The 22,562-nt window shown below is 56.2% G+C and carries 26 protein-coding genes, 1 tRNA gene and 1 pseudogene; 16 read left to right on the plus strand and 12 right to left on the minus strand.

The window, feature by feature from the left end:
- Positions 1-76: 76 nt before the first annotated feature.
- On the minus strand, positions 77-799 hold the full coding sequence (locus ACSQ3H_RS06740; RefSeq protein ID WP_436116334.1) for a DUF2270 domain-containing protein: 723 nt from the start codon (positions 797-799) through the stop codon (positions 77-79).
- A 96-nt stretch (positions 800-895) separates the two neighbouring features.
- Positions 896-1,021: pseudogene (locus tag ACSQ3H_RS06745) on the minus strand (hypothetical protein); the annotation flags it as partial.
- A gap of 156 nt (positions 1,022-1,177) precedes the next feature.
- Here ACSQ3H_RS06745 and ACSQ3H_RS06750 point away from each other — a divergent pair.
- Positions 1,178-2,083: a S1C family serine protease gene (locus ACSQ3H_RS06750; protein WP_436116335.1), complete on the plus strand. Its 906-nt coding sequence runs from the start codon at positions 1,178-1,180 to the stop codon at positions 2,081-2,083.
- 74 nt (positions 2,084-2,157) lie between these two features.
- Here the strand turns inward: ACSQ3H_RS06750 and ACSQ3H_RS06755 are convergent, their stop codons facing one another.
- The 3 genes from ACSQ3H_RS06755 to ACSQ3H_RS06765 all read right to left on the minus strand — a co-directional run bounded on the left by ACSQ3H_RS06755 (position 2,158) and on the right by ACSQ3H_RS06765 (position 5,897).
- Positions 2,158-4,431: an adenylate/guanylate cyclase domain-containing protein gene (locus ACSQ3H_RS06755; protein ID WP_436116336.1), complete on the minus strand. Its 2,274-nt coding sequence runs from the start codon at positions 4,429-4,431 to the stop codon at positions 2,158-2,160.
- 507 nt (positions 4,432-4,938) lie between these two features.
- Positions 4,939-5,175 carry a tautomerase family protein gene (locus tag ACSQ3H_RS06760; protein WP_436116337.1) on the minus strand — a complete coding sequence of 79 codons (237 nt, stop codon included), beginning with the start codon at positions 5,173-5,175 and terminating at the stop codon, positions 4,939-4,941.
- An 11-nt stretch (positions 5,176-5,186) separates the two neighbouring features.
- Positions 5,187-5,897 carry an SDR family NAD(P)-dependent oxidoreductase gene (locus ACSQ3H_RS06765; RefSeq protein WP_436116338.1) on the minus strand — a complete coding sequence of 237 codons (711 nt, stop codon included), beginning with the start codon at positions 5,895-5,897 and terminating at the stop codon, positions 5,187-5,189.
- Positions 5,898-5,968: 71 nt separating this feature from the next.
- On the opposite strand from ACSQ3H_RS06765, the gene ACSQ3H_RS06770 reads away from it, so the two are divergent.
- Both ACSQ3H_RS06770 and ACSQ3H_RS06775 read left to right on the plus strand, forming a co-directional pair.
- Entirely contained in the window at positions 5,969-6,133 is a 165-nt protein-coding gene (locus ACSQ3H_RS06770) for a hypothetical protein (RefSeq protein WP_436116339.1), read from the plus strand.
- Positions 6,134-6,165: 32 nt separating this feature from the next.
- Positions 6,166-7,098, plus strand: a complete 933-nt coding sequence (locus tag ACSQ3H_RS06775; protein ID WP_436116340.1) for a LysR family transcriptional regulator — start codon at positions 6,166-6,168, stop codon at positions 7,096-7,098.
- Positions 7,099-7,344: 246 nt separating this feature from the next.
- On the opposite strand, the gene ACSQ3H_RS06780 is transcribed toward ACSQ3H_RS06775, so the two are convergent.
- On the minus strand, positions 7,345-8,010 hold the full coding sequence (locus ACSQ3H_RS06780) for a VOC family protein (RefSeq protein WP_436116341.1): 666 nt from the start codon (positions 8,008-8,010) through the stop codon (positions 7,345-7,347).
- 286 nt (positions 8,011-8,296) lie between these two features.
- Between ACSQ3H_RS06780 and ACSQ3H_RS06785 the strand changes: the two genes are divergently transcribed.
- From ACSQ3H_RS06785 to ACSQ3H_RS06815, 7 genes are all read left to right on the plus strand, one after another.
- The gene (locus tag ACSQ3H_RS06785) at positions 8,297-8,596 is read left to right on the plus strand and encodes an FMN-binding negative transcriptional regulator (protein WP_436116342.1); all 300 of its coding nucleotides are present in this window, start codon (positions 8,297-8,299) and stop codon (positions 8,594-8,596) included.
- A gap of 148 nt (positions 8,597-8,744) precedes the next feature.
- Positions 8,745-9,395, plus strand: coding sequence for an ImmA/IrrE family metallo-endopeptidase (locus ACSQ3H_RS06790; protein WP_436116343.1), 651 nt, complete (start codon positions 8,745-8,747; stop codon positions 9,393-9,395).
- An 85-nt stretch (positions 9,396-9,480) separates the two neighbouring features.
- Positions 9,481-9,882, plus strand: coding sequence for a hypothetical protein (locus ACSQ3H_RS06795; RefSeq protein WP_436116344.1), 402 nt, complete (start codon positions 9,481-9,483; stop codon positions 9,880-9,882).
- 78 nt (positions 9,883-9,960) lie between these two features.
- Positions 9,961-10,128 (plus strand): hypothetical protein, encoded by a 168-nt coding sequence (locus tag ACSQ3H_RS06800; protein ID WP_436116345.1) that lies wholly within the window; start codon positions 9,961-9,963, stop codon positions 10,126-10,128.
- A gap of 50 nt (positions 10,129-10,178) precedes the next feature.
- Entirely contained in the window at positions 10,179-10,394 is a 216-nt protein-coding gene (locus ACSQ3H_RS06805; protein ID WP_436116346.1) for a hypothetical protein, read from the plus strand.
- Positions 10,395-10,623: 229 nt separating this feature from the next.
- Positions 10,624-10,977, plus strand: a complete 354-nt coding sequence (locus tag ACSQ3H_RS06810; RefSeq protein WP_436116347.1) for a hypothetical protein — start codon at positions 10,624-10,626, stop codon at positions 10,975-10,977.
- A 91-nt stretch (positions 10,978-11,068) separates the two neighbouring features.
- Positions 11,069-12,034, plus strand: coding sequence for an Lnb N-terminal periplasmic domain-containing protein (locus ACSQ3H_RS06815; protein WP_436119372.1), 966 nt, complete (start codon positions 11,069-11,071; stop codon positions 12,032-12,034).
- 213 nt (positions 12,035-12,247) lie between these two features.
- Here ACSQ3H_RS06815 and ACSQ3H_RS06820 read toward each other — a convergent pair.
- From ACSQ3H_RS06820 to ACSQ3H_RS06840, 5 genes are all read right to left on the minus strand, one after another.
- Positions 12,248-12,324: transfer RNA gene (locus ACSQ3H_RS06820), tRNA-Arg, on the minus strand.
- Positions 12,325-12,535: 211 nt separating this feature from the next.
- Complete coding sequence (locus ACSQ3H_RS06825) at positions 12,536-13,489, minus strand: acetyl-CoA carboxylase carboxyltransferase subunit alpha (RefSeq protein ID WP_436116348.1); 954 nt, start codon at positions 13,487-13,489, stop codon at positions 12,536-12,538.
- A 139-nt stretch (positions 13,490-13,628) separates the two neighbouring features.
- Positions 13,629-14,117, minus strand: coding sequence for a hypothetical protein (locus ACSQ3H_RS06830; RefSeq protein WP_436116349.1), 489 nt, complete (start codon positions 14,115-14,117; stop codon positions 13,629-13,631).
- A 58-nt stretch (positions 14,118-14,175) separates the two neighbouring features.
- Entirely contained in the window at positions 14,176-15,102 is a 927-nt protein-coding gene (gene xerD / locus ACSQ3H_RS06835) for a site-specific tyrosine recombinase XerD (protein ID WP_436116350.1), read from the minus strand.
- Positions 15,103-15,106: 4 nt separating this feature from the next.
- A complete protein-coding gene (locus ACSQ3H_RS06840; protein ID WP_436116351.1) occupies positions 15,107-15,268 on the minus strand; it encodes a histidine kinase in 162 nt (53 codons plus the stop codon).
- A 153-nt stretch (positions 15,269-15,421) separates the two neighbouring features.
- On the opposite strand from ACSQ3H_RS06840, the gene ACSQ3H_RS06845 reads away from it, so the two are divergent.
- From ACSQ3H_RS06845 to ACSQ3H_RS06855, 3 genes are read left to right on the plus strand one after another with little or no spacing between them, the layout of a single operon-like run.
- Complete coding sequence (locus ACSQ3H_RS06845) at positions 15,422-16,036, plus strand: shikimate kinase (RefSeq protein ID WP_436116352.1); 615 nt, start codon at positions 15,422-15,424, stop codon at positions 16,034-16,036.
- On the plus strand, positions 16,033-17,157 hold the full coding sequence (gene aroB, locus ACSQ3H_RS06850) for a 3-dehydroquinate synthase (protein WP_436116353.1): 1,125 nt from the start codon (positions 16,033-16,035) through the stop codon (positions 17,155-17,157). The genes ACSQ3H_RS06845 and aroB overlap by 4 nt, the downstream gene beginning before the upstream one ends.
- A complete protein-coding gene (locus tag ACSQ3H_RS06855) occupies positions 17,154-18,443 on the plus strand; it encodes an HlyC/CorC family transporter (RefSeq protein ID WP_436116354.1) in 1,290 nt (429 codons plus the stop codon). The genes aroB and ACSQ3H_RS06855 overlap by 4 nt, the downstream gene beginning before the upstream one ends.
- Positions 18,444-18,449: 6 nt before the next feature.
- On the opposite strand, the gene ACSQ3H_RS06860 is transcribed toward ACSQ3H_RS06855, so the two are convergent.
- The gene (locus tag ACSQ3H_RS06860; RefSeq protein WP_436116355.1) at positions 18,450-18,752 is read right to left on the minus strand and encodes a BolA family protein; all 303 of its coding nucleotides are present in this window, start codon (positions 18,750-18,752) and stop codon (positions 18,450-18,452) included.
- A 144-nt stretch (positions 18,753-18,896) separates the two neighbouring features.
- Here ACSQ3H_RS06860 and ACSQ3H_RS06865 point away from each other — a divergent pair, with 144 nt between their 5' ends.
- The 3 genes from ACSQ3H_RS06865 to cobT all read left to right on the plus strand — a co-directional run bounded on the left by ACSQ3H_RS06865 (position 18,897) and on the right by cobT (position 22,528).
- The gene (locus ACSQ3H_RS06865) at positions 18,897-19,550 is read left to right on the plus strand and encodes a J domain-containing protein (protein ID WP_436116356.1); all 654 of its coding nucleotides are present in this window, start codon (positions 18,897-18,899) and stop codon (positions 19,548-19,550) included.
- 87 nt (positions 19,551-19,637) lie between these two features.
- Positions 19,638-20,624 (plus strand): cobaltochelatase subunit CobS, encoded by a 987-nt coding sequence (gene cobS, locus ACSQ3H_RS06870; RefSeq protein WP_436119373.1) that lies wholly within the window; start codon positions 19,638-19,640, stop codon positions 20,622-20,624.
- A gap of 14 nt (positions 20,625-20,638) precedes the next feature.
- Entirely contained in the window at positions 20,639-22,528 is a 1,890-nt protein-coding gene (gene cobT / locus ACSQ3H_RS06875) for a cobaltochelatase subunit CobT (protein ID WP_436116357.1), read from the plus strand.
- Positions 22,529-22,562 lie beyond the last annotated feature (34 nt).

The raw sequence follows: 22,562 nt of genomic DNA on the forward strand, positions 1-22,562 counted from the left end.
CGGGTGCGCGCAAGATGATCGACTGAAGCGAGATCAGTCTTCGCAAACGTCGAGTGCGCCCGGCTTTCGTCATCCATCAGACATGAACCTCGCCATTCTCCTTCTTGTCAGAGTCACCGGTCAGCAGAGCAGCGTAGGCGAGCCAGCAGTAGAAAGCGATTACCCCGAGCAATATGGCCCAGCCAGGTATCGGCCCGAATGCGGCGTTTGCGACGATTTCATGGAGAGATCGCACAACATCGAGCCCCACCCTGTCATCCTGCAATTTGGGCGTCGAGATTTTCAACACCCAGGCCAAAAGCAGGATGAGGAACATCCACATGTAGTTACGCCGCAGCCGCCGCGACATCGCCGCTCGGATGGAGATCAAGAATTGCGGCTTGCGCAAATCTTGGCCGAGCAGGCGCGCCCAGTCGCTGTCTGACTCCGTCAGGGGCGCAAAGACCTGAGCAAAATAGTTTTTCTCCAGCCGGCGCACCCGTCCGCGATAAACGTCGAAGAACCGATAGCGCCGCGCCTCGATGATCAGCAGCAATTGCACCAGCACCATGGCGAACAAAAGCACGCCGTGATGCGACGTTGGCGATGACAACGACAGTGACAGCATAGCTGCAACGCCGGTGATGGCCCAGTTGGTTGTCCGGTCGATCCTGTCGCGCCACCCTGCCATGCGGCCCATCTCGGCGCGATGATAATGCGCCAATACCGTGATGTACTCAGTTGATGTGGCTGGAAACGGCGGGACTGACCATCTGGCCGCGGTGTCGCTGCCCGGCAGTTGTTCATGAGCTTCGTTCATATGGGCCTCCCAGCAAGACCTCCGCCCTTATTTAATCTACTTGAAACCGCCACCAATAGTTTCGTGTTCTAGTTTTGTTCCGGAGAATGAGGAGAGTCAAGAGAACTTGTAATTGGAGAACTCAGTTTCAGCCCCGTTACGGGTTATTCTGCGATCCCCCGACACAAGTAACCATCCTCCCTGTGCGCTCAAGGCTCCTATCAGGTCGACGTCCTTGATGTTGTATGGGAACCTGAAAGCGCCAAACGGAACGGCCTCCCGTCAAACCAGCCACCCAGGCCTTGTGCCCGGCCATGCGTCTTCATACCTGTATGGGACGAAGTGCTCTGCCCTCTGCTCGCCATCGCAGCCCGTGCCGCACTAGCCAGGATTGAAACCATGAGTATCAATACGATTTTGCCGTCAATTGTAGCTGTGCGCTCCTCAATTCCCGATGACGCCTTCACGGCGACGACGCTGGGTACCCTGAGGGAGGGCAGCGGCGTGATCATTCGGGAAGACGGGCTGGTGCTCACGATCGGATATCTGATTACCGAAGCCCAAGAGGTTTGGTTGACGCGCCACGACGGGCAAGTCGTTCCTGGTCATGCACTCGCCTACGATCAAGAAACCGGGTTTGGCCTCGTTCAGGCGCTTGGGCCGCTCGGCACGCCTGCGATGGACTTCGGCGACGCGGCCGACGCCAAGGTAGGAGATATCGTTTTGCTTGCCGACGGGATCGGTCAATCCGTCCGCGCAAGCATTGTCGCCAAGCAGGAATTTGCTGGCTATTGGGAGTACGTACTGGATGAGGCGATCTTCATTGCGCCTGCCCATCCTTCCTGGGGAGGCGCCGCATTGGTTGGCTCGGACGGCAAACTCTTGGGCATTGGCTCGCTTCGCCTGCAAATGAGCAGAAATGGAGAGATTGCGGACGTAAATATGGTCGTGCCAATCAATTTGTTGCCACCGATCCTTGATGATCTTCTCAGTCGCGGAAAGGTCAACAAGCCGCCGCGGCCCTGGCTCGGGGCTTTCTCCGCCGAGAGCGACGGCAAGGTCGTGGTTATGAGCGTCACCAAAGGGGGCCCGGCGGCTCAAGCGGGCTTGCGTCAGGGCGACATCATCTCGGAGATCCGGGGTGAGGAGGTTGACGGGTTGGCCGACTTTTACCGGAAGATGTGGACCAGCGGTCCTGCTGGCGCGGAGATCCCCATAAGAGTCTTGCGCAACGGCCGCGAAGCATGGCTGCGAGTGAAGTCAGCCGATCGCGACAGCTTTCTCAGGAAGCCACAGTTGCAGTGAGGTAGAGCTCCTCAACAGGGTTTTGCTCGCGAAGCAGCGTCCCAGGTCCGGAGACGCATCGCACCCACTGCGTCTTACTTCACGACTGAGAACTCAAACCTGTTCCACTGGTGAAACAGCAGGTACTCGTTCTTCTGGTCGAAATTGCCGCCAGGATTGCGGAAAACGGCAGCACAGAACCGCCACCGTGACGGGTAGTAAAAACAGAGCGTATCTCCTTCGATCTGACTGCTGCCCGTGTCGGACCATTCGCCAACTGTGGCGACGGTTGTGCCGCTTTCTGCCGTCACCCGCCGATACGCTTCGTCCGTATCGAGATTGCGTCCCTGGATTTCGTGACCGAACAGCAGAGTCTTTATCGCAGCTCCGCCAAGGCGGTCTTTCGAGTTGGGATCAAAACCGAAAGGCAGTTCAGGCACGCCTGCTTTGCGCAAACCCACGAGCACCCTTTCGAGATCGGCATAATTCTTGAAAGGAAATTCGGTGGCTGCCAGCAGACCCGTGTTTTCGCGCTCATCTGCCTTGGCGAGATAGGGCTTGATCCTCTCCCCGGCAGTAACAGCATCAGCAATGCGCCCAAGATGCCCGTAAGTGGAAATGATCAGCTTGAGCCCATTGTAGGTGGCCCAAAAGTCCCAATAGGTGGTTTCCTTTGACTGCGGGCCGATCTTTTCGAGGGTGACAGCGGCCTCCTCGAAACGGTCCATCGAGAAGTAGGCCATCCCGACCACGAATTGTCGCCAGCGTGACCATCCAGGATCAACGCGCATCGCGCCGTTTAGGTAGCCTAGACCGTCCGCAGCCCTGCCGTTGAAGATCAGAGCCGTGCTCATGGCTTCGTAGCCGGCGGGGTCACTGGAATCGAGCGCTATAGCCCGCTCCGAGGCGGCGATCGCCTCGTCGGATCTTTGCTGCATGATCAGCCTTGCAGCGAGGATTGGGTAGTAAGTCGGAGAGGGATGCCTGCCGGCTTCCTCAAAATAGGCTTCGGCCTTGCTGCGGGCCTCGTCTGGCGTAAGCCCTAACTCGTTCGATCGTGACTTGGTCCACTGGGCTTCCCTATAGATCCAAGCGAGTTCCGCCGCTGCATTACCGAACTTCGGATCCAGTGCCAGAGCTTGCTCATAGTTCTTTATGGCTTCACCCCAATCCTCGGGCTTCTCCCTGCGCAGGAGCTCGCGGCCGCGCAGATAGGCTTCGTAGGCGGTGGGGTTGCTGGTTCCGCCGGCGATCTGGGCAGCACGCTGGCCCATGATCAGGCGCAGCTTCAGCGCCGTAGCAATCTCGCCGACCATCTTGTCCTGAAGCTCGAACACCCCGCTCCACGCCCCGTCGAAACGCTCGGCCCATATATGGCCACCTGTCGTCGCGTCGACAAGCTGCGCGTTGATGCGCATCACATCACCGGCCCGGCGAATGCTGCCTTCGAGGATGTAGCGAACGCCCAGTTCAGCTGCGACCTGAGTCGGCTGGGTTGCCTTGCCCTTGTAGGTGACAGCAGCGTTGCGGGAGATGACAAAGAGTCCGGGAAGGCGCGCCAGCTCCGTCGTCAGGTCCTCGGTGAGGCCATCGGCGAGGTAGCCCTGTTGCTTGTCGTCGCTCAGATTATCAAACGGCAGCACGACCAGCGATGGCCTCGTCTCGGATGCGACAACATTCCATGCATCAGACGATTCACCCGCTCTCCGCCAAGGTTGCCACCACGCCCCCGCGCCTGCCAACAGGAAGATAGCGACTGTCGCTACCGCCGCCCGAACGCGCCAGGGGCGGAGCGTTCTCTCCGTCACGATCGTCTTGTCCGCCGCGGCGCGACCGAGCACGACACGGTAGACCCGAATTGGATCTGCGATATTCTTGACCGTCTGCTCGCCAAGCGAGGCATAGCCGACCGCAAGCTTCGATATCACTTGATCGTAGGCCGTCCCGGATATGGCGATGCCGCCGGGCTCGGCCAGTGCCTGTATCCGGTGCGCGATATTGACGCCGTCGCCGTGAATATCCTCATCCTCGACAATGATGTCGCCGAGATTGACGCCAATGCGAAAGTCGAGCCGCTGTTCGGAAGGGGGAGCGGCGTTCCGCTTCACTTTCCGCTTCACTTTCCGTTTTGCCTTCAGCTGTTGCACCTCCATCGCACAGCGCAACGCATCCACGACGCTGTGGAACTCGACCAACAGGCCATCACCCATGGTCTTGATCAGTCGACCGTGGTGTTTGTTGATCTTCGGCTCAAAGACATTCTTTAGGTCGGTCTGGAAACGCGCACGCGTACCCTCCTCGTCGATCCGGCTTAAGCGGCTATAACCGACGACATCGGCGATCAGGACGGCTGCAAGACGGCGCTCCATGTCCGGCCCTCTTGGAGTGCAATGCACTCCCGTTAATATCTTACAGCAGGTCACCTGCCGATGCCATTGCGGCTCGGCAAAGCTACGGTTCGCCCAGCGAACGCGGCAACCAGAGTGGTCGCATCAGAACTTGCGCGTCTGAAACGCGAATTGTCGAGAAAAGGAAAGAGGCCCTTGAGGAAAGAAAAGGCTTCAACAAAAAAAGGAATTCGCTGTACCTAAAGATCAGAAGGACACTCCACGCTATCGACCGCGCATTTGCGATGTCCTGGCGTACTTGTTCCGAGCCATTCACGCCCCTGCGTGTCCCCAAATTGTTCAATCTGCGGGCAGACCCCTATAAGCGCGCGGACATTACGTTGAACACATACTACGACTGGCTGATATCGGACGGGCAGGAATACTCATGGCGTCCCAACCCGTCGTGGGTGCATTTCCGGTGACCTTCAGGGATTATCCGGAGGCTGCCTGTCACGTCGGCGCGTACCAGCGCCGGACTGTGCTGGCTTAGTCGCCGCCCTCGGCAAGCCGCTTGCGGTATTCGAGCACCTGCAAGCCGCCCCAGCCCCAGTTCTCCATTTCAACCTCCTCGATGACGACGAAGGTTGCCTCTAGTGGCTTGTGAAGTACGTCGAGCAAGAGCTGGCTGACGCCGGAGATGAGCGTTGCTTTCTCCTCGGGTGTCACAGAATCGCGGCCAGGACCGGACCCTTCCCGAGTTACTTGGATAGTGACGATTGGCATGGAAACCTCCTCTAATGGCCAGCGCTCTGGCCGCCGTCCACATGGAGGATTTCGCCCGTTACGAAGCCGGCGGACTCGAGATAGAGAACGGCCTCGACGATATCGCGAATTTCACCCATGCGTTTGACTGGATGGAGACCCGCGAGAAACTCGTGGGTCTCGGCAGGATGCATCGGGGTACTAACAATACCAGGCGAGACCGCATTCACCCGTATGCCCCTTGTGGCATATTCAATGGCGAGTGACTTGGTGGCTGAGTTGATACCGCCCTTGGTAAGGTTGGCGAGCACCGAAGGAACGCCAGCAACCGGGTTGTCGGTCAGACTCGTCGTGATACTGACGATGTGGCCGGACCCCTGCTTCAACATCTCTGCAACAACACGCTGCGTCATATGGAAGAAGCCTGCAACATTCGTCGCGATTTTTGACGTAAAGTCCTCGGCTGTGTATTCGGTGAAGGGCTTCGCAATGAAGATGCCGGCGTTGTTGACAAGCGTATCGATCCGGCCAAAGCGCGAGAGCGTTTCCCTCACCACACGCTCGGCGGTGTCGGGATCGCCAATATCGCCACTTATAGCGAGAATATCCTGGTCTTCACTCTGTTTAATCGAGCGGGACGTTGCCACTACCCGATAATTGCGGTCGCGATAAGCTTTTACCAATCCGGCACCAATTCCTTGCGATCCGCCGGTGATGATCGCTACCTTCCGTTGAATACTCATGACGGGCTCCATAGATGCATCCGGCGAACGGAATTGCTGCCGGCGGTCCATTTGGGGACTAGGCGCTATCTATGACCTTCCATCTTTCGAATGAATACCTTTCTATCGGCAGGCATTCTTCCTATAAGTGGAATAATGGGCTTCCGGGCAAAGGCATTGGCGAGTTCGGTGATGCTGACTTCGTTGCGTCACAACGGCTAATTCTTGCTGAAATCAACGCAATGTTCGACTATTAGCATTCAGTGCAACGGTTTGCGAAAGAATACGTATGGATCGTATCGATGCGATGAAGGTCTTCGTGGCGGCTATCGACGAGGGTAGCCTTGCTGGTGCGGGACGCCGGCTCGGGCGGTCACCAGCCGCCGTTAGCCGAGCCATAGCCTTTTTGGAGCATCATGTGGGAGCTGAACTCCTGCATCGCACCACCCGCTCGATCAGGCTTAGTGAGGCAGGCGAGCGGTATGCTTCGGGCTGCCGACGGGTTTTGGTCGATCTGGAGGAAGCCGACATGGCCGTGGCAGGTGAGCGCACGGCTCCGCGAGGAACCCTAACGTTAACAGCGCCACCCATCAGCGGCGAAGAAATTCTGCGCCCAATTGTAGACGCCTATCTTGACGCTTTCCCCGCTGTCTCAGTGAATCTGGTGCTGCTCGACCGCCACGCCAACCTTGTCGATGAAGGGATCGATGTTGCGCTTCGTGTCGCTCAACTCCCAGATTCCTCGATGGTCGCTGTCCGGGTTGGCGGCGATGTAAGGCGGGTTATCGTTGCGTCGCCGCGGTACCTGGCTAAACATCCCCGCATCATCGAGCCGGGAGATCTGGCCAAACACCAGATTGTTACCACCACGCACTTTGGCCAAGATGCCTGGGTCTTCCCGCCTGCAGCTGGCAGCTCGATTGCGCGATCGGTCCATTTCAAGCCCCGGCTCGTCGTCAACAGTGTTCGAGCTGCTCTCGCGTCAGCAATCGACGGGCACGGCGTTACTAGGCTCTATACCTACCATGTGGCCGAGAGTGTGCAGGACGGATCGCTCAAGATTTTACTGCGCAATGCTGAGTCCGCTCCTTTGCCGGTTCACCTCGTAACACCGCACGGCAGAATGTCAGTGCCGAAGGTGCGCGCTTTCGTAGACTTTGCCGCCCCACGTCTGCGTGCAGAGTTCGCTCGGCTATCTGCGGAAGCTGATTCATTGAAGTGACGGCAGGCCAGATCGAGCAAGCTTGCAGAATGGGCAGCGAACTCCTCGAGGCGCGTGACGGATTGCTGCTGGTGCCGAAGCGGATCGTCAGCGGGTTAGGATCAAGACCGAACGTCCCGATCGCAGAAACTTGCTGTGACGTTTTGGCGATTTACGGTGAAGACAGCGCCGCAATCAGCTCGCTTGTCTTGCGGAAAGCCATGCGCAGTGAGCCGCCGCCAATGACGATGATGTCCTGGCCGCTGCTCATGTTGGCAGAGGCTCGCCGGACTGCTCCTTGACCATGTACTCCGCGTACCAGTCAGGCCAATTCTCATCGTACTGACCACCAGTCCGTTTCTCGTGCTCGCCATGCGCAGCCCCTGCACGGCGTAGCGCGGCCGCGAGCGCTGTCGACGAGGTGAAGGTCGTTTCGCTCGCATCGATCCGTCCGGGCAATCGCGCCGTAACCTCCTGGAACAGCCAGCCGTTGCCATCGGGATCGCTGAACGACGCGAATGAGCGATAGGTGCCGCGCTCGGGATCGAGACCACCGGTCCGGATCCGTCCAAACAGATAGGGCTCGTCCGGGCCTGTATAATCATCACCGGTATGGTGGAACACGTCGCTGACCTTGACGCCCCGTCCGATCAGTTCCTTGCGGGCGGCCTCGATGTCGGAGACAATCAGGTAAAGTCCCTGAGCGGAGCCCGGGGCCGCGGCGGTAACATTCTTGCCGAAGATGATGGAGCAGCCGGAACCGGGCGGCGTAAACTGCATCACGCGGAAGTCGGCGCTGGCGAAATCGGCATCCAGCCTCCACCCGAGGTTCGCGTAGAATTCCTTCGAGCGGTCGGCGTCTGAAACAGGGATAACGACGATCTCGAGCTTCATGTCGGCCGTTCGCGCTTTGGGTGTCTCTGCAGTTGTCATGGCATGGTCCTCCTTGATACCTGTTGAAAGGGTGGCGCGCCGCCCCGCGCCGTGTGTTTGACGCAGCGACCGGAACGCGGCTCGAAGCTCTGCGCTGAAAAGCTCAGGCTGTTCCCACGCCGCGAAGTGACCGCCCTTGTCCTCACCGGTTCAACTGGGATGCGGAAATAAAAATAACAATCCAGGTGCCTGACCCTTCAACAATGCTCCAGTGAACTCATGTCGAGAGAAAACAACAAGTACGTAACTGTTAATTTGCAGCAGTCGTGACGATTGCCGACGATCCTTGGAAGGTGACCCTGATCGCGACTGGCTGAAACACCATGTCCCGCAGCTCACAGCCCGCAACGAAGCGCCCCGCGCCGCCTCATGGGCGGTGGATGACGCCCCGGAAACCCATATCGACGCACAGCTGAAGGGCATTGTCGGCATCGAAATGGGTGGGATCGCAGGCAAATGGAAGGTCAACCAGAACCGCCCGGAAAACGACCGCACGGGCGTGGCGGACGGGCTCGAAGCCGAGCGGGATACAGCGGAAGCACGGGCGATGGCGGAGTTGGTGCGGGGTGGAGTTGTGGGAACCTAGGAACTACTGTGTCACGATTGCGGAAGATTCCAGCGAAGGGCTGACGTCTATTGCACTGATAAGGGAGCTGACAAAATAATCCACGGCTTACTTTTCCAAACACAGTTGACATTCTTATGTATTTGCCCGTTTTTGGCGTTTGACGAGAGTGGTCGAAAACGCGGGAGCGATTGTTACTTACTTCCCGGGTTTATCGGAACGTGTGGATGCGCTTTCTATGGACCGCCCTAGGCCAATCATCGTGCGTAGCGACGCCAAAGCCAGCCTCAGTCGACAACGCTTTGATCTTGCCCACGAATGCGGCCATTTGATTATGCATCGAGGTGTGGAAACGGGCGATAAGGAAACCGAAGATCAAGCACACCGTTTTGCGGGCGCATTTCTTTTCCCGAGAAGCGCTTTTGTCCGCGAGTATCCCCGTGGACGTTCATTGAATTGGTCTGCCCTTTTCCAGTTAAAATTACGTTGGAAAATATCTGTACGTGCAATTGTTCGGAGAGCATTTGACCTCCGTATTATTGATGCTGCTCAATATCGATCGGCTAACATCCAATTGGTCAAGACAGGACAAGCTAAGATCGAGCGTTACGACGATCAAATGCGACTCGATGAACCAGAGTTACTTGCTGCGGCAATGAATGCTTTATCTCAAAATACCCCCAACGGTCTCCGTAAACTAGCAAACGATATGGCACTCTCCTATAGTATGTTTGAAATACTCACCGATCGACCACTCCCACCGGAGTCGACGCTGGATAAAAACGATAATGTTGTTTTTCTGGATAGCCACAAAAATTAGAAAACTATTGCCGTGAAGAGTGTTTCTTTACGATCATGCGTATTTATATCTTCGACTTCTTCTTAGCTGCTGAGTCGTACAAATTATGAATATATTGAAAGCGCTCAACTGGGCTGGTTTCTTAATCATTGGTTTGACCGCCTTCCTCTTTGGCGTTGCATCTTTTGGGATGCTTGGCAGAGATAACTTTAATAAGGAAATAGCAAGTTTAATGGGCGCTGCACTCGGTGCAACGATTACAGTAAGCGGCACGGTTTGGGTTGCTCGCTATCAGAGCAACCAACGAGCAACTGCTTTTACGCAACTGATAGCTGAATCTATAGGGGCCATACGCGACGAGGCCCATTTATTAGTGTCTCTCACTTCCCGCGAGGAAATTGGAGAACCTAAAAGTTATGCTCACCAACTCATGCTACAGATAGATCGTCTTGAAGAAGGCTTCGAGCTGTTCGCGCGAAATATGGATATCAGCGACATTCCATATTAAAACTTACGCCTATGGATATTTCGTCTCGAGAACGAAGTTAGCAAACACGTTTCTGTTTTCGAGAAGGAAGAACGTTGGTTGACTACACCAACGAAAGCCGTGATTGAAAATAGCAAAGGTGATTTATCTGAATCCGCTCAAAAAATCTTTGATATTTGCGTCAATGCCTTGAACGAACTGAATATGCGGAGACCTTTGCCAACTGATCAAGATGTGGAAAAGCGACTTGCCGTGTTAGTTCCGTGATGCGTCTCTTTTGTCTGGGGCGATGGCAAAATCGTCGGGGGGAGATGCGCTTGCTTTTCGAGCTGCTTACCGGTGCCATTTTCGTCGGCGGAACGATCGCCCTGATGCTCGCATCCTATCTCCTGATGCGGTGGTTCACCGGCAGTGAGGCTGACGTTCATGAAAAAGATCTGGCGAGTTCGGTCATCTTCCGCATTTCCGCCCTGCATGGGCTGATCCTGGCGCTGGTCATTCGTATGGTAACGCCGGATCGGCGGTTGTTGTAACTGTAACGTACTTGCTTCGATAGCGGTTAGGTCGAACTATTGTTGTTCTTTGCCCACATGCGCCTCAGGTAAGATGGTTCATGTGAACGCATGACAATGATCTCGACCGATTGGTTGAAGCGGTAAATCTATAGCGAAAGATCGGCCGGGCGTTCCCGGGTTGTTCTGGTTGCCACCTGCTGTTCGCCCAGACCATCGCAGCGACGTTCTGAAGGGGGGAGTAATCCGAATGCGCTTTGCCGTGGCAATGACAATCTTTTTAGTGCTGATGCTTGCCGGCTGCCAATCAACTGGCGACGACTCCGATGCAGTGCCGGCGTCCGCCGTTCCGCAGAGTATGGATGCAACGGCTACAGCCTCGAACGGCGCGCCGATCGACATCGCTGATTTGGTAAATGTCCCTGTTGCCGCCGGAAAAAGCCAAATGCAGGCTCGAGGCTATAGAATTGGTGTCGAACAGGGCCAGACCATTTTTTGGTGGAACCCCAAGACAACAATTTGCGCAACCACGGTCACTGTCAAGGGACGTTATCAGACAATCGGGACCGCATCGGCTCGCTATTGCGGGCAGAATTCCAATTAGTTCCGGCCCGGTAAAAACAGCAGCTGATGAGGAGATTTGATTGTATCGTATTGGGCGTTTGCTGCTCGCCATCATTCTCGCACTGGTCGTCATGATTGCGACGGCATGGGCCGTAACGGCACTTTGGTACCGGCTTCCCGTGCCGCAGCCTGCGAGGATTACGGCTGCCGGTTTTTTTGGCTTGCTGGGCCTTGCAACGGTCGTTGCCCTCTTCACGCGCCTACGGGCATGGGGCCTTGTTGTGTTTCTGGTGTCCTTCGGATTGCTGCTGACTTGGTGGAGCACGATAAGGCCGCTTGAACAGGCCGACTGGGCACCAGAGGTCGCACGACAGGTCACGGGGACGATTGGCGGGGATCTGTTGACGCTGACGAATGTCCGTGACTTTGAATGGCGCAGCAAAACCGACGTCACCGAGCGTTGGACAATCCGCACGTATGACCTCAGCAAGCTCCAGACAGCTGACCTCTTCTTATCCCAATGGGGAAATCCGCACATCGCCCACGTCATTCTAAGCTTCGGTTTTGAGGGCGGCGACTATATCGCCTGGTCGATCGAGGTGCGGCGGCATGCCGGAGGTCAGTTCTCGCCGATTGCCGATCTCTTCAAGAGCGATCCTCTGGTGATCATCGCAGCCGATGAACGGGATGTGGTTGGTGTCAGATCGAATTTTCGCGGAGAGGATGTCCAGATCTATCGCCTCAGGGCCTCGCCGGAAGCTGCCCGGGCGCTGCTGCTCGAATATGTTCTCGATGCCAACGCACTTTCAACGTCACCTGAATTCTACAATTCCATTACAACGAACTGCACGACGACCATCGTCAAGATGATGCGCGCTGTCGGTGATGTGGTCCCCTTCGACTGGCGGCTGATCGTCAATGGCTACCTTCCCGAATACGCGTATGACCGCGGCGCGCTAGATACCAGTCTGCCGCTCGCGGATTTGCGGGAACGGGCTCATATCGACGAGCGGGCAAAAGCAGCTGGATTGTCACCGGACTTTGCCCGCCTCATCCGCGTCGACGTGCCAACTCCGACAGCAAACCAGACGAAATGACCTCGAACAGACAGCAATGCTCTTCACCTCTGGCTACCGCCGAGTTCCGCGCAAAAATGATGATTCGAACCGACTATGAGATTCGGGAAGAACGCATTTCAAGGATAGGAAAGCGATAACGAGGTTCAGCCGCTATTACCTCCTACGTTACCGAAAGGCAAAATCTAAGGAGTTGGTGGCGAGAAGAGAGGGAGCTAAGTGCTTGAAAGTAAATGGCGCGCCCGAAAGGATTCGAACCTCTGACCCCCAGATTCGTAGTCTGGTGCTCTATCCAGCTGAGCTACGGGCGCGTGCCACACATGCGCGTTAGTCTGCGCAGCGCGGTTCGTAATGGGTTGGGCCGTGAATTGCAAGCAGCTTCGTTGAAAAAACAGCAACTATTTTGTTCCGGGTCACAGACCGCGAGTTCTTTGGCGGCTTAGATGTTGAATTGGCATTTGCTACTTCGCTCATGCACCTGAAAGGCAAAGGCCCGGCTTTCACGGGCTGAATGTCGAATAGCTAAAGATTACGGCCGATGGCGAGGTACTTATCGCGGCGGTCCTGTCTCAACATATCGCGATCCATATTGCCCATGGATTTGAGCGCGACATTGATGATGTTGCCCGTTGCCTCGATAGCTGCGTCCTTGCCGCGGTGCGCGCCGCCCATTGGTTCAGGAATGATGCCATCGATGATCTTCAATTCGTAAAGATCCTGCGCAGTGATACGCATCGAAGTCGCGGCATCTCTGGCCCGGGTGGAATCGTGCCAGAGGATAGAGGCTGCGCCCTCCGGTGAAATCACCGAGTAGATGGAATGTTCGAGCATGTAGACGCGGTTGGCCGTGGCAATCGCAATGGCGCCGCCTGAGCCGCCTTCGCCGATGATAACGGAGACGATCGGCACTTTCACGTTGAGACAAGCGGCAGTCGAGCGGGCAATGGCTTCTGCCTGCCCGCGCTCTTCGGCCGCAATCCCCGGAAAGGCGCCCGCTGTATCGACGAGTGTAATCACCGGCAGGTTGAAACGGTCGGCCAGATCCATGATGCGCACGGCCTTGCGATAGCCCTCGGGCATGGCCATGCCGAAATTGTGCTTGAGGCGTGTCTTGGTGTCGTTGCCCTTTTCCTGTCCGATAACGGCAACGGCCTGGCCATTGAAGCGTGCGAGACCGGCCTGGACCGCATCATCGTCAGCGTAATTGCGGTCACCGGCAAGCGGCGTGAAATCGGTGAAGAGCTTGGAGATATAATCCACGCAATGCGGGCGATCCGGATGGCGGGCGATCTGCGCCTTCTGCCAGGGGGTCAGCTTGCGGTAAAGATCGCGCAACGCCTCGGCGGACCTCTTCTCCAACCGTACGATCTCGTCATTGGTGTCGAGAGCGTCGCCCTCTTCGGCGAGCTTTTTCAATTCGAGAATCTTGCCGTCGAGATCAGCAACCGGCTTTTCAAAGTCAAGGTAGTTGTACATGGACGAGGGGTCTGCCTGCAAAACGGTGGATTTTTCACGACCTAACTGGCTGTTGCCGAGGCGCATGTCAAGGAAGCAAGGCTGAGATCATGCGTTGGCGGCGCACGTTATAAAGGTAATTCCGGCAAAGGTGTGATGGTTATTTGGCGGCACTCTTGCGTTTTGCGGGCTTCGGGGAATTTGAGCGTCTCGCGCGCTTTGGTAGCTTGGTGCGCTGCCAGCCGATCCATCTGCCTTCACCTGCATAATTGTGAAAGCCGCCTGCTGCTGCGCTGAGGCCCTGCCGCAGCTCGTCAAAATCGAGCCCAGGCATATTCTGCAGGAGAACTGGCGGCAAATGATTGATGTCGAGCCAATTCTTGTCAAAGTAGATATGCTGCGGACCGCTTTCGCTGGTTACAGTAAAGAACCACTGGCTTTCCATTATGTCGCCGAACCAGGGATCAGGAAACATCGAAGGCGAGAAGTCAAATCCGAACGCGGTGATTTCATCCCAGCGCCAGCTCTGCCGCCAATTCATCGTGCGGATCAAATGGCTGGAGCGGTTAAATCCCGTTTCGTCAAAGCGGATCACTTCGCTGTCAGGTTCGACAGACGATGACTCTGGCCCGGAAAATAATCTCTTCAACAGCCGCCACATGGCCGTTCCGCCAGTTTACTGGCTCACTCCAACGGTGCGCCAGCGTTTAGTCTGCCAGAGGGTGATGCTCCGTGACAAGCTGATGCAGCCGCTCTTCCATCACATGTGTGTAAATTTGCGTGGTCGAAATGTCCGAATGGCCGAGTAATTGCTGCACGGCACGCAAATCCGCGCCGTTTTGCAAGAGATGGCTGGCAAAGGCATGGCGCAAAACATGGGGCGATATCGCCGACGTTTTGAGGCCCGCTCGCGCGGCAAGCCCTTTCAATTCCCGTGCGAACACCTGTCGTGCCAGAAAGCCGCTTTCGGATATGGCAGGGAACAGCCAGACACTGCCGGATAGACTAGGTAGTGCGTCGCGCGCCGTCAAATATTTTGCCATCGCGTCGCGCGCCTTGCCTGATAAAGGGACCACACGGTCTTTCGACCCCTTGCCACGCACCATGAGAAATCGATTGTCGGAGCGTGCAACCGTCACCGGGAGGCCAACGAGTTCGGAGACGCGCAGGCCTGTTGCGTAAAGAATTTCAAGGAGCGCATGCAGCCGCAAGGCCTGAAGGTAAACCGTGTTCGACACTTTCGCGTCGTGGGTTTCCTCCTCAGCGCGGGAAAGCAGCTTTTCTACATCCGATTCGCTGAGGATTTTTGGCAACGAGCGATCTTTTTTCGGGGTGTCCAGCGTGCTGGTGGGATCATCAGTGCGAATGTTTTCCATATAGAGAAAGCGGAAGAACTGGCGCAAAGCGGAAAGTCGCCGTGCCTGTGACGTTGCCGCATAGCCCCGTCCGGCAATGTCGTCGAGATAGGAGCGGATCGTTCCGGGTTCTGCTAACGTCAGCTGCACACCAGTTGCCGCGCTGAAGCCCGCCGCATCTTCCAGATCGCGCCGATAGGAGTCCAATGTGTTTTGCGCCGCGCCGCGTTCCGCGCTCATCATTTCGAGAAAAGTCTCTATGGCTGCTGCGGCACGCATTGGCTTATTTCGGCGTATCTGGTTTGGGATTGAGCTTTTCGGAGGGAATACGAATGGTCATTTCCGTCTGCGTGGGATGCACGAAAGTCACCAGCGCAATCATGCCGGCATAGACGAGCCCCGCGAGGATCGCGAGAATGATGATCAATCGTGTAAGCGTCGGCATTTTCTATTCGAATCGTCTTCGTCGGCTTTGACATTGGGTTCCATAATCCTGCAGTCAAAACCCTTATGATTTGATGAAGCTGGCTTAGCCCCTTCTAACGCTATAGTTTGCTTGACGACAGCATGGTTTTCCTGTCGAAACGCAATTATGAATATGACTGAAGACATAGTTGGGGCAGCCCAGATACCGGAACTTGCCAAATCCATCCGAGAGCGCCTTGGACACAAGTCCATCGTGCTTGTCGGGTTGATGGGCGCAGGCAAATCCACAGTCGGCAAAAAGCTGGCGACATTGGTCGAACTGCCATTCTTCGATGCCGACAACGAGATCGAAAAAGTTTCGACCATGACCATTCCGGAACTCTTCGAAGCCTATGGCGAAGCTGAATTTCGTGATCTGGAGCGGCGTGTCATTGTACGCATGCTTGAGAATGGGCCGATCGTACTGGCGACGGGCGGCGGCGCCTATATGAATGAGCTTACGCGGAGAGCCATCGCTTCGGAGGGTGTCTCGCTCTGGCTGAAAGCCGAACTTGATGTGTTGATGACGCGTGTTGCGCGTAAACAGAACCGGCCCCTTTTGAAAAACGACAATCCGCGAGGCGTGATGGAACGGCTTATGACCGAGCGCGACCCGGTCTATTCGCTAGCTGACCTGACCGTGAACTCCCGCGAAGAAAAGAAGGAAATTATCGCCTTCGAAGCGATGCAGGCAATTGCCGGCCTTCTGAACGGTAATGCCCCGAGCAATGAGGAATCCGGTTCATGACCGACGCGATCGCGATCACCACTGTACCCGTCAAGCTTGGGGATCGTTCTTATGATATTCTCATCGGGGCTGGACTGATCGACCGGGCTGGATACGAGATCGCAAGCCGGGCTAAATCCGTGCGTGTAGCCATTGTCAGCGACGAAACGGTCGCACGCCTGCATCTCGATCGGCTCACGCGAAGCCTTGCAGCTGCCGGCATTGATTCAACCCCAATTTTGGTTGCTCCCGGCGAAAAATCAAAAAGTTTCGCGACACTCGAAACCGTATCCAATGCGATCCTTTCTGCGCGCCTGGAGCGCGGCGATATCGTGATTGCCTTTGGCGGCGGCGTCATCGGAGATCTCGCTGGTTTCGCGGCCGGCATTGCCCGCCGCGGCATGGGATTCATCCAGATGCCGACATCGTTGCTGGCGCAGGTCGATTCGTCCGTTGGTGGCAAGACCGGCATCAACACGGCGCATGGCAAGAATCTCGTCGGCGTTTTTTATCAGCCGCAACTCGTTCTGGCCGATACGGATGTGCTCGACACATTGTCGCCGCGCGAATTTCGTGCCGGCTATGCGGAAGTCGCCAAATATGGACTGATCGACCGGCCCGACTTTTTCGCCTGGCTGGAAAAGAACTGGCGCGGGATTTTCGATGGCGGGCCCGAGCGGAGTGAGGCCATTGCCATATCATGCCAATCCAAGGCCGATGTGGTCGCTCGGGACGAACGAGAAATGGGAGATCGAGCGTTGCTCAACCTAGGCCACACATTCGGCCATGCGCTGGAAACCGCGACGAACTACGATTCCGCGCGGTTGGTGCATGGCGAAGGCGTCTCTATCGGGATGGTTCTCGCCCACCAGTTTTCCGCAAAGATGAATCTGGCCAGCCCGGATGATGCGGCTCGGGTTGAAGCGCATCTACGCCACGTGGGGCTTCCGGTTTCCATAGACGACATACCCGGCGATTTACCTCCCGCAGGAAAACTAATGGACTATATCGCGCAGGATAAGAAGGTAGCGCGTGGGGCGCTGACATTCATTTTGACTCGCGGCATTGGCCAATCATTTATAGCAAAAGACGTGCCGTCATCTGCTGTGCTGAGCTTTTTGCAGGAGAAACACCCGATATGACGCTGGAAATCTGGATCTTTTGCGGAGTCATATTCCTTTTGATCCTGATGTCTGCCCTGTTTTCAGGGTCCGAAACCGCTCTGACTGCCGTATCGCGTGCCCGTATGCACCGCCTGTCCAAACGCGGCGACGAACGCGCGGCTGTGGTGGAAAACCTGATAGAAAAGCGCGACCGGCTTATTGGTGTCATGCTTATCGGCAATAACCTCATTAATATTCTAGCGTCGTCGCTGACGACGAGTATGCTGTTAACGTTGTTCGGCCAAGCCGGCGTTGCCTACGCGACAGCGATAATGACGGTGCTACTGGTCATTTTCGCAGAGGTGCTTCCCAAATCCTGGGCAATCTCAAGCCCCGACCGAAATTCGCTCGCTCTTGTTCGGTTTGCCCAGATTGTAGTCTTTCTGTTCGGCCCCCTTTCTGATCTCGTCAATTGGATCGTCCGCAAGATTTTGGGGTTGTTTGGGATCAATCTAGCGGCCGGCACGTCAATGTTGTCGGCCCAGGAAGAACTGCGCGGCACGGTTGATCTGCTGCACAAGGAAGGCTCAGTCGTTAAAGGTGATCGCGACCAGATCGGCGGACTTCTCGATCTGCGCGAGCTGGAAGTCTACGACGTGATGATTCACCGGACCGATATGGATTCGGTGAATGCGGATGATCCTATCGAAACCATTATTACAGAAATCCTGGCGAGCCATCATACCCGCATTCCTGTCTGGAAGGATGCGAATGACAATATTGTCGGCGTTGTCCACGCCAAAGATCTGGTGCGGGCGATTCGCGATGCGAACCGGGACTTTTCCAAGATCAACATCATGAAAGTGGCGACGAAGCCGTGGTTCGTGCCTGACACCACAACCCTTCAGGACCAGCTCAATGCATTCCTGAGGCGCAAGGCGCATATCGCCATCGTGGTCGATGAATATGGTGACGTACAGGGTCTGATCACGCTGGAGGACATTCTCGAAGAGATTGTTGGTGATATCGCCGATGAGCATGACATCGATGTTCAGGGTTGCCGTCCGCAACCGGACGGTTCGGTGCTGGTGGATGGCTCGGTGCCGATTCGCGATCTTAATCGCGCACTCGACTGGCACTTGCCCGACGCCGAAGCGACGACCATTGCCGGCCTTGTGATCCATGAAACCCAGAGCATTCCAAAAGAAAAGCAGGCGTTCACTTTCCATGGTAAACGTTTCACAATCCTCAAGCGGGAAAAAAACCGGATCACGCGACTGCGCATTCGACCGATCGAGGATGACGACAAGGCGAAATCTAGCTGAGACGATCTATCGGGGTGTTGCTTCGCCCGGCGCTGCTGGTTCAAGCGCCAGAGCGTGGACACTGCCTTTCAGTTCGTCCTGAAGCACCTCATTGATGGCACGGTGACGCGCAACGCGCGACATGCCGGCGAATGCCTCCGCGACAATCCGCACACGAAAATGCGTTTCGCCTGAACCGTCAAATGTGCCATGATGCTCGCTGTTAGAATGATGGTGGCCGGCGTGCAGATGGCTTTCATTGATGACTGCCAACGAAACGGGATGAAAAGCCTGCATCAGTTTGTTTTCGATCGCTGACTGAGTGGACATTTCGTTCTCCTGCGCCCATATGGTAGTTTCACTTGGCAAATCCATTCATGATCACAAATTTACCGCCATTTCAGGCGTTAGGTCGATCCATGGGTAAATGTCAATTCTTGTTCCGCTAACCGATCCGTTGATGATTCTGATTCGATGACCTCAAGTTCGAAATATTTTGACAGCATCCGCATCCGCCCAAAAAAGGCGGACGAGGAGAAATCGCGCACGCCCATCTGCCAATGGGATGGTTGCGACAAGCCCGGTCCGCATCGTGCGCCGGTGGGGCGTGAGAAGGAAGGCGAGTTCTTCCATTTCTGCATCGACCATGTGCGCGAGTATAACAAGGGCTATAATTATTTCTCCGGCCTCTCTGACGCCGAAGTGGCGCGCTATCAGAAGGAAGCGCTGACCGGCGATCGTCCCACCTGGACCGTTGCCGGACTGCCTGGAAGCGGAGCCGGCGCAAGCGCCAGTACGCGCGCCCAAGCGAGCGCCAGTGCCAAGACATCCCCTGACTTTTCAAAGTTGCGTTCGGGGCGCGCGGCATATCAGAACAGATTCCGTGACCCCAACAGCGTTTTCAACGAGGCGCGGGTGCACATCCGCAAGCTCAAGCCACTGGAGTCGAAAGCACTGGATACGCTTGGGCTTGGCGCAAAAGCCACTGGCGAAGACATAAAGTCGCGCTATAAAGAACTTGTGAAGATCCATCACCCTGATGCTAATGGCGGTGATAGGGCTTCCGAGGATCGTTTCCGTGACGTAATCCAGGCCTATCAATTGCTCAAAGCGGCTGGTTTCTGCTAACCCACGATTGAGCCGAATTCGGGGACCTCACAGCGAGGTTTCAAACTATCTTTATGCGTCTGCGCGTGCAGTCGCGCTGGAGGCATGATGAATAAGGTTGATCGCGATATTGCGAATTTGCCGGATACAACGGTTTCTGCTGCAAAGCTGTTTGGTTTTGACACAGATATGATGGTTCCTGCCTACAAGGCCGGTGACGCCTATGTCCCGGAAATCGATACGGACTATCTTTTCGACAAACAGACGACGCTGGCCATCCTTGCAGGTTTTGCCTTCAACCGCCGCGTTATGGTTTCCGGTTATCACGGAACGGGCAAATCGACTCACATCGAACAAGTGGCCGCGCGCCTCAACTGGCCATGCGTGCGCGTCAATCTCGACAGCCACGTCAGCCGTATCGATCTCGTCGGCAAGGACGCGATTGTCGTCAAGGAAGGCATGCAAATCACTGAATTCCGCGACGGTATTCTTCCTTGGGCCTACCAGCACAATGTCGCGCTCGTATTCGACGAGTACGATGCCGGTCGTCCGGACGTTATGTTTGTCATCCAGCGTGTGCTCGAGTCTTCCGGCCGCCTGACGCTGCTTGATCAGAGCCGTGTCATTCGTCCGCACCCTGCTTTCCGCCTGTTCGCAACCGCGAACACAGTTGGCCTCGGCGATACGACCGGTCTCTATCATGGCACGCAGCAGATCAACCAGGCGCAGATGGACCGCTGGTCGATCGTGACAACACTCAACTATCTGCCGCATGACAATGAGGCGGCTATCGTTTTGGCGAAGGCCAAGCACTATCAGAACAAGGAAGGCAAGGAGATCGTCTCCAAGATGGTGCGTGTTGCTGATATGACCCGCGCTGCCTTCGTGAATGGCGATCTGTCCACGGTCATGAGCCCACGTACTGTGATCACATGGGCTGAAAATGCTGATATCTTCAAAGATGTGGGCTTTGCTTTCCGGCTGACCTTCCTCAACAAGTGCGATGAACTCGAACGTCCGCTCGTTGCTGAGTTCTATCAGCGGGCCTTTGGCAAGGAACTGCCTGAGTCCACGGCCAACGTGGTCATCGGCTGAGCGTCACGGGTAAAATGGCAGGTCCGGGAGACAATTCACGTGCAAATCCGAAAGGTCCGGTTGATTCCGAACCTTTCAAGCGTGCGCTTACGGGATGCATGCGTGCGATCGCCGGCGACCATGAAATGGAAGTCGGCTTTGGCAATGACAAGCCGGCATTAACGGGTCATCGTGCCCGCCTTCCCGATCTGCCCAAACGCCCGACCGCCAATGACGTTGCCGTCACCCGCGGCCTTGGTGATTCGATGGCCTTGCGCAAAGCATGCCACAATGACCGGATTCACGCGACGCTTGCCCCGGACGGCAAACAGGCAAGGGCTATATTCGATGCGGTCGAACAGGCACGCGTTGAGGCGATCGGCGCGCTACGCATGGATGGCGTTGCTGAGAACCTGACTTCGATGCTCTCGGACAAATATGCCCGGGCCAATTTTCCGGCGATCACCGACAAGGCGGAGGCACCGCTAGAGGAGGCGGTAGCGCTGTTGGTTCGTGAAAAGCTGACGGGACGCAAAGCACCCGAATCGGCTGGCAATGTGCTTGATCTCTGGCGTGATTGGATCGAGGAAAAAGCCTCAGCAGATCTCGATCATCTCGGCGCCAAGATCAATGATCAGAATGCTTTCGCCCGCGTGGTACGCGAAATGCTGGCTTCCATGGAGATGGCCGAAGAGCTTGCCCAGGAAAGCCAGGAAGACGACAGCCAGGACAATAACGAAGACTCTCCTGAACCCGAAGAGAACAACGAAGGTGGTTCGGACGAGAACGAGGGCAGCGATTCGTCTGAGAATGACGATTCCGACACCTCCAGCGATGACAGCCAGTCTGGCGAGACCGAGGCTGCCGACGCGTCGTCTGATGATATGGATGAGGATTCGGATGCCGATGCGGAGATTCCGGGAGAGGCGCGACGTCCGAACCAGCCTTTCTCGAATCTCGGCAGTGAAAGTGGCTACAAGATCTTCACCCAGGAGTTCGACGAGACGACCGACGCGGAAGAACTTTGCGACGAGGCGGAGCTGGAACGCTTGCGCGCTTTCCTCGACAAGCAGCTCGCTAATCTTTCCGGCGTCGTCGGCAGGCTGGCAAACAGGCTGCAACGCCGTTTGATGGCGCAGCAGAACCGCTCATGGGACTTCGACCTGGAAGAAGGCTACCTTGATTCGGCCCGTCTCGTGCGTATTGTGATCGACCCGACGCAGCCGCTTTCCTACAAGATGGAGCGGGATACGGATTTCCGCGATACAGTCGTGACGCTATTGATCGATAATTCCGGTTCTATGCGCGGACGGCCGATCACTGTCGCCGCTACCTGCGCCGATATTCTAGCGCGGACATTGGAGCGCTGCGGCGTAAAGGTGGAAATCCTTGGGTTTACTACCAAGGCGTGGAAGGGCGGTCAGGCGCGCGAGGCTTGGCTGGAGCGTGGCAAGCCAGCCAATCCCGGCCGTCTCAACGATTTGCGCCACATCGTCTACAAGCGCGCTGACGCTCCATGGCGGCGTTCACGGCGCAATCTTGGCCTGATGATGCGTGAAGGCCTCCTGAAGGAGAACATCGACGGTGAGGCCCTGATATGGGCACATCAGCGCCTGCTTGGCCGTCCCGAGCAGCGTCGGATCCTGATGATGATCTCGGATGGTGCGCCAGTCGATGATTCCACCCTGTCGGTCAACCCAGGCAATTATCTCGAACGACATCTGCGCGCTGTGATCGAAGAGATTGAAACGCGTTCGCCGGTTGAACTGATCGCCATCGGGATCGGTCATGATGTGACGCGTTACTATCGCCGCGCCGTTACCATCGTTGATGCCGAGGAGCTTGCGGGCGCCATGACCGAACAGCTGGCTTCGCTATTCGAGGAGCCGGAACGACAGAGCGCAAAAAAGTCTGCGCGGCGATAATATGAATCGAACCGCGCTGACTTTTCGGCGCGCT

This window comes from Phyllobacterium sp. LjRoot231 (assembly GCF_964253365.1).
Taxonomy (GTDB): Bacteria; Pseudomonadota; Alphaproteobacteria; order Rhizobiales; family Rhizobiaceae; genus Phyllobacterium.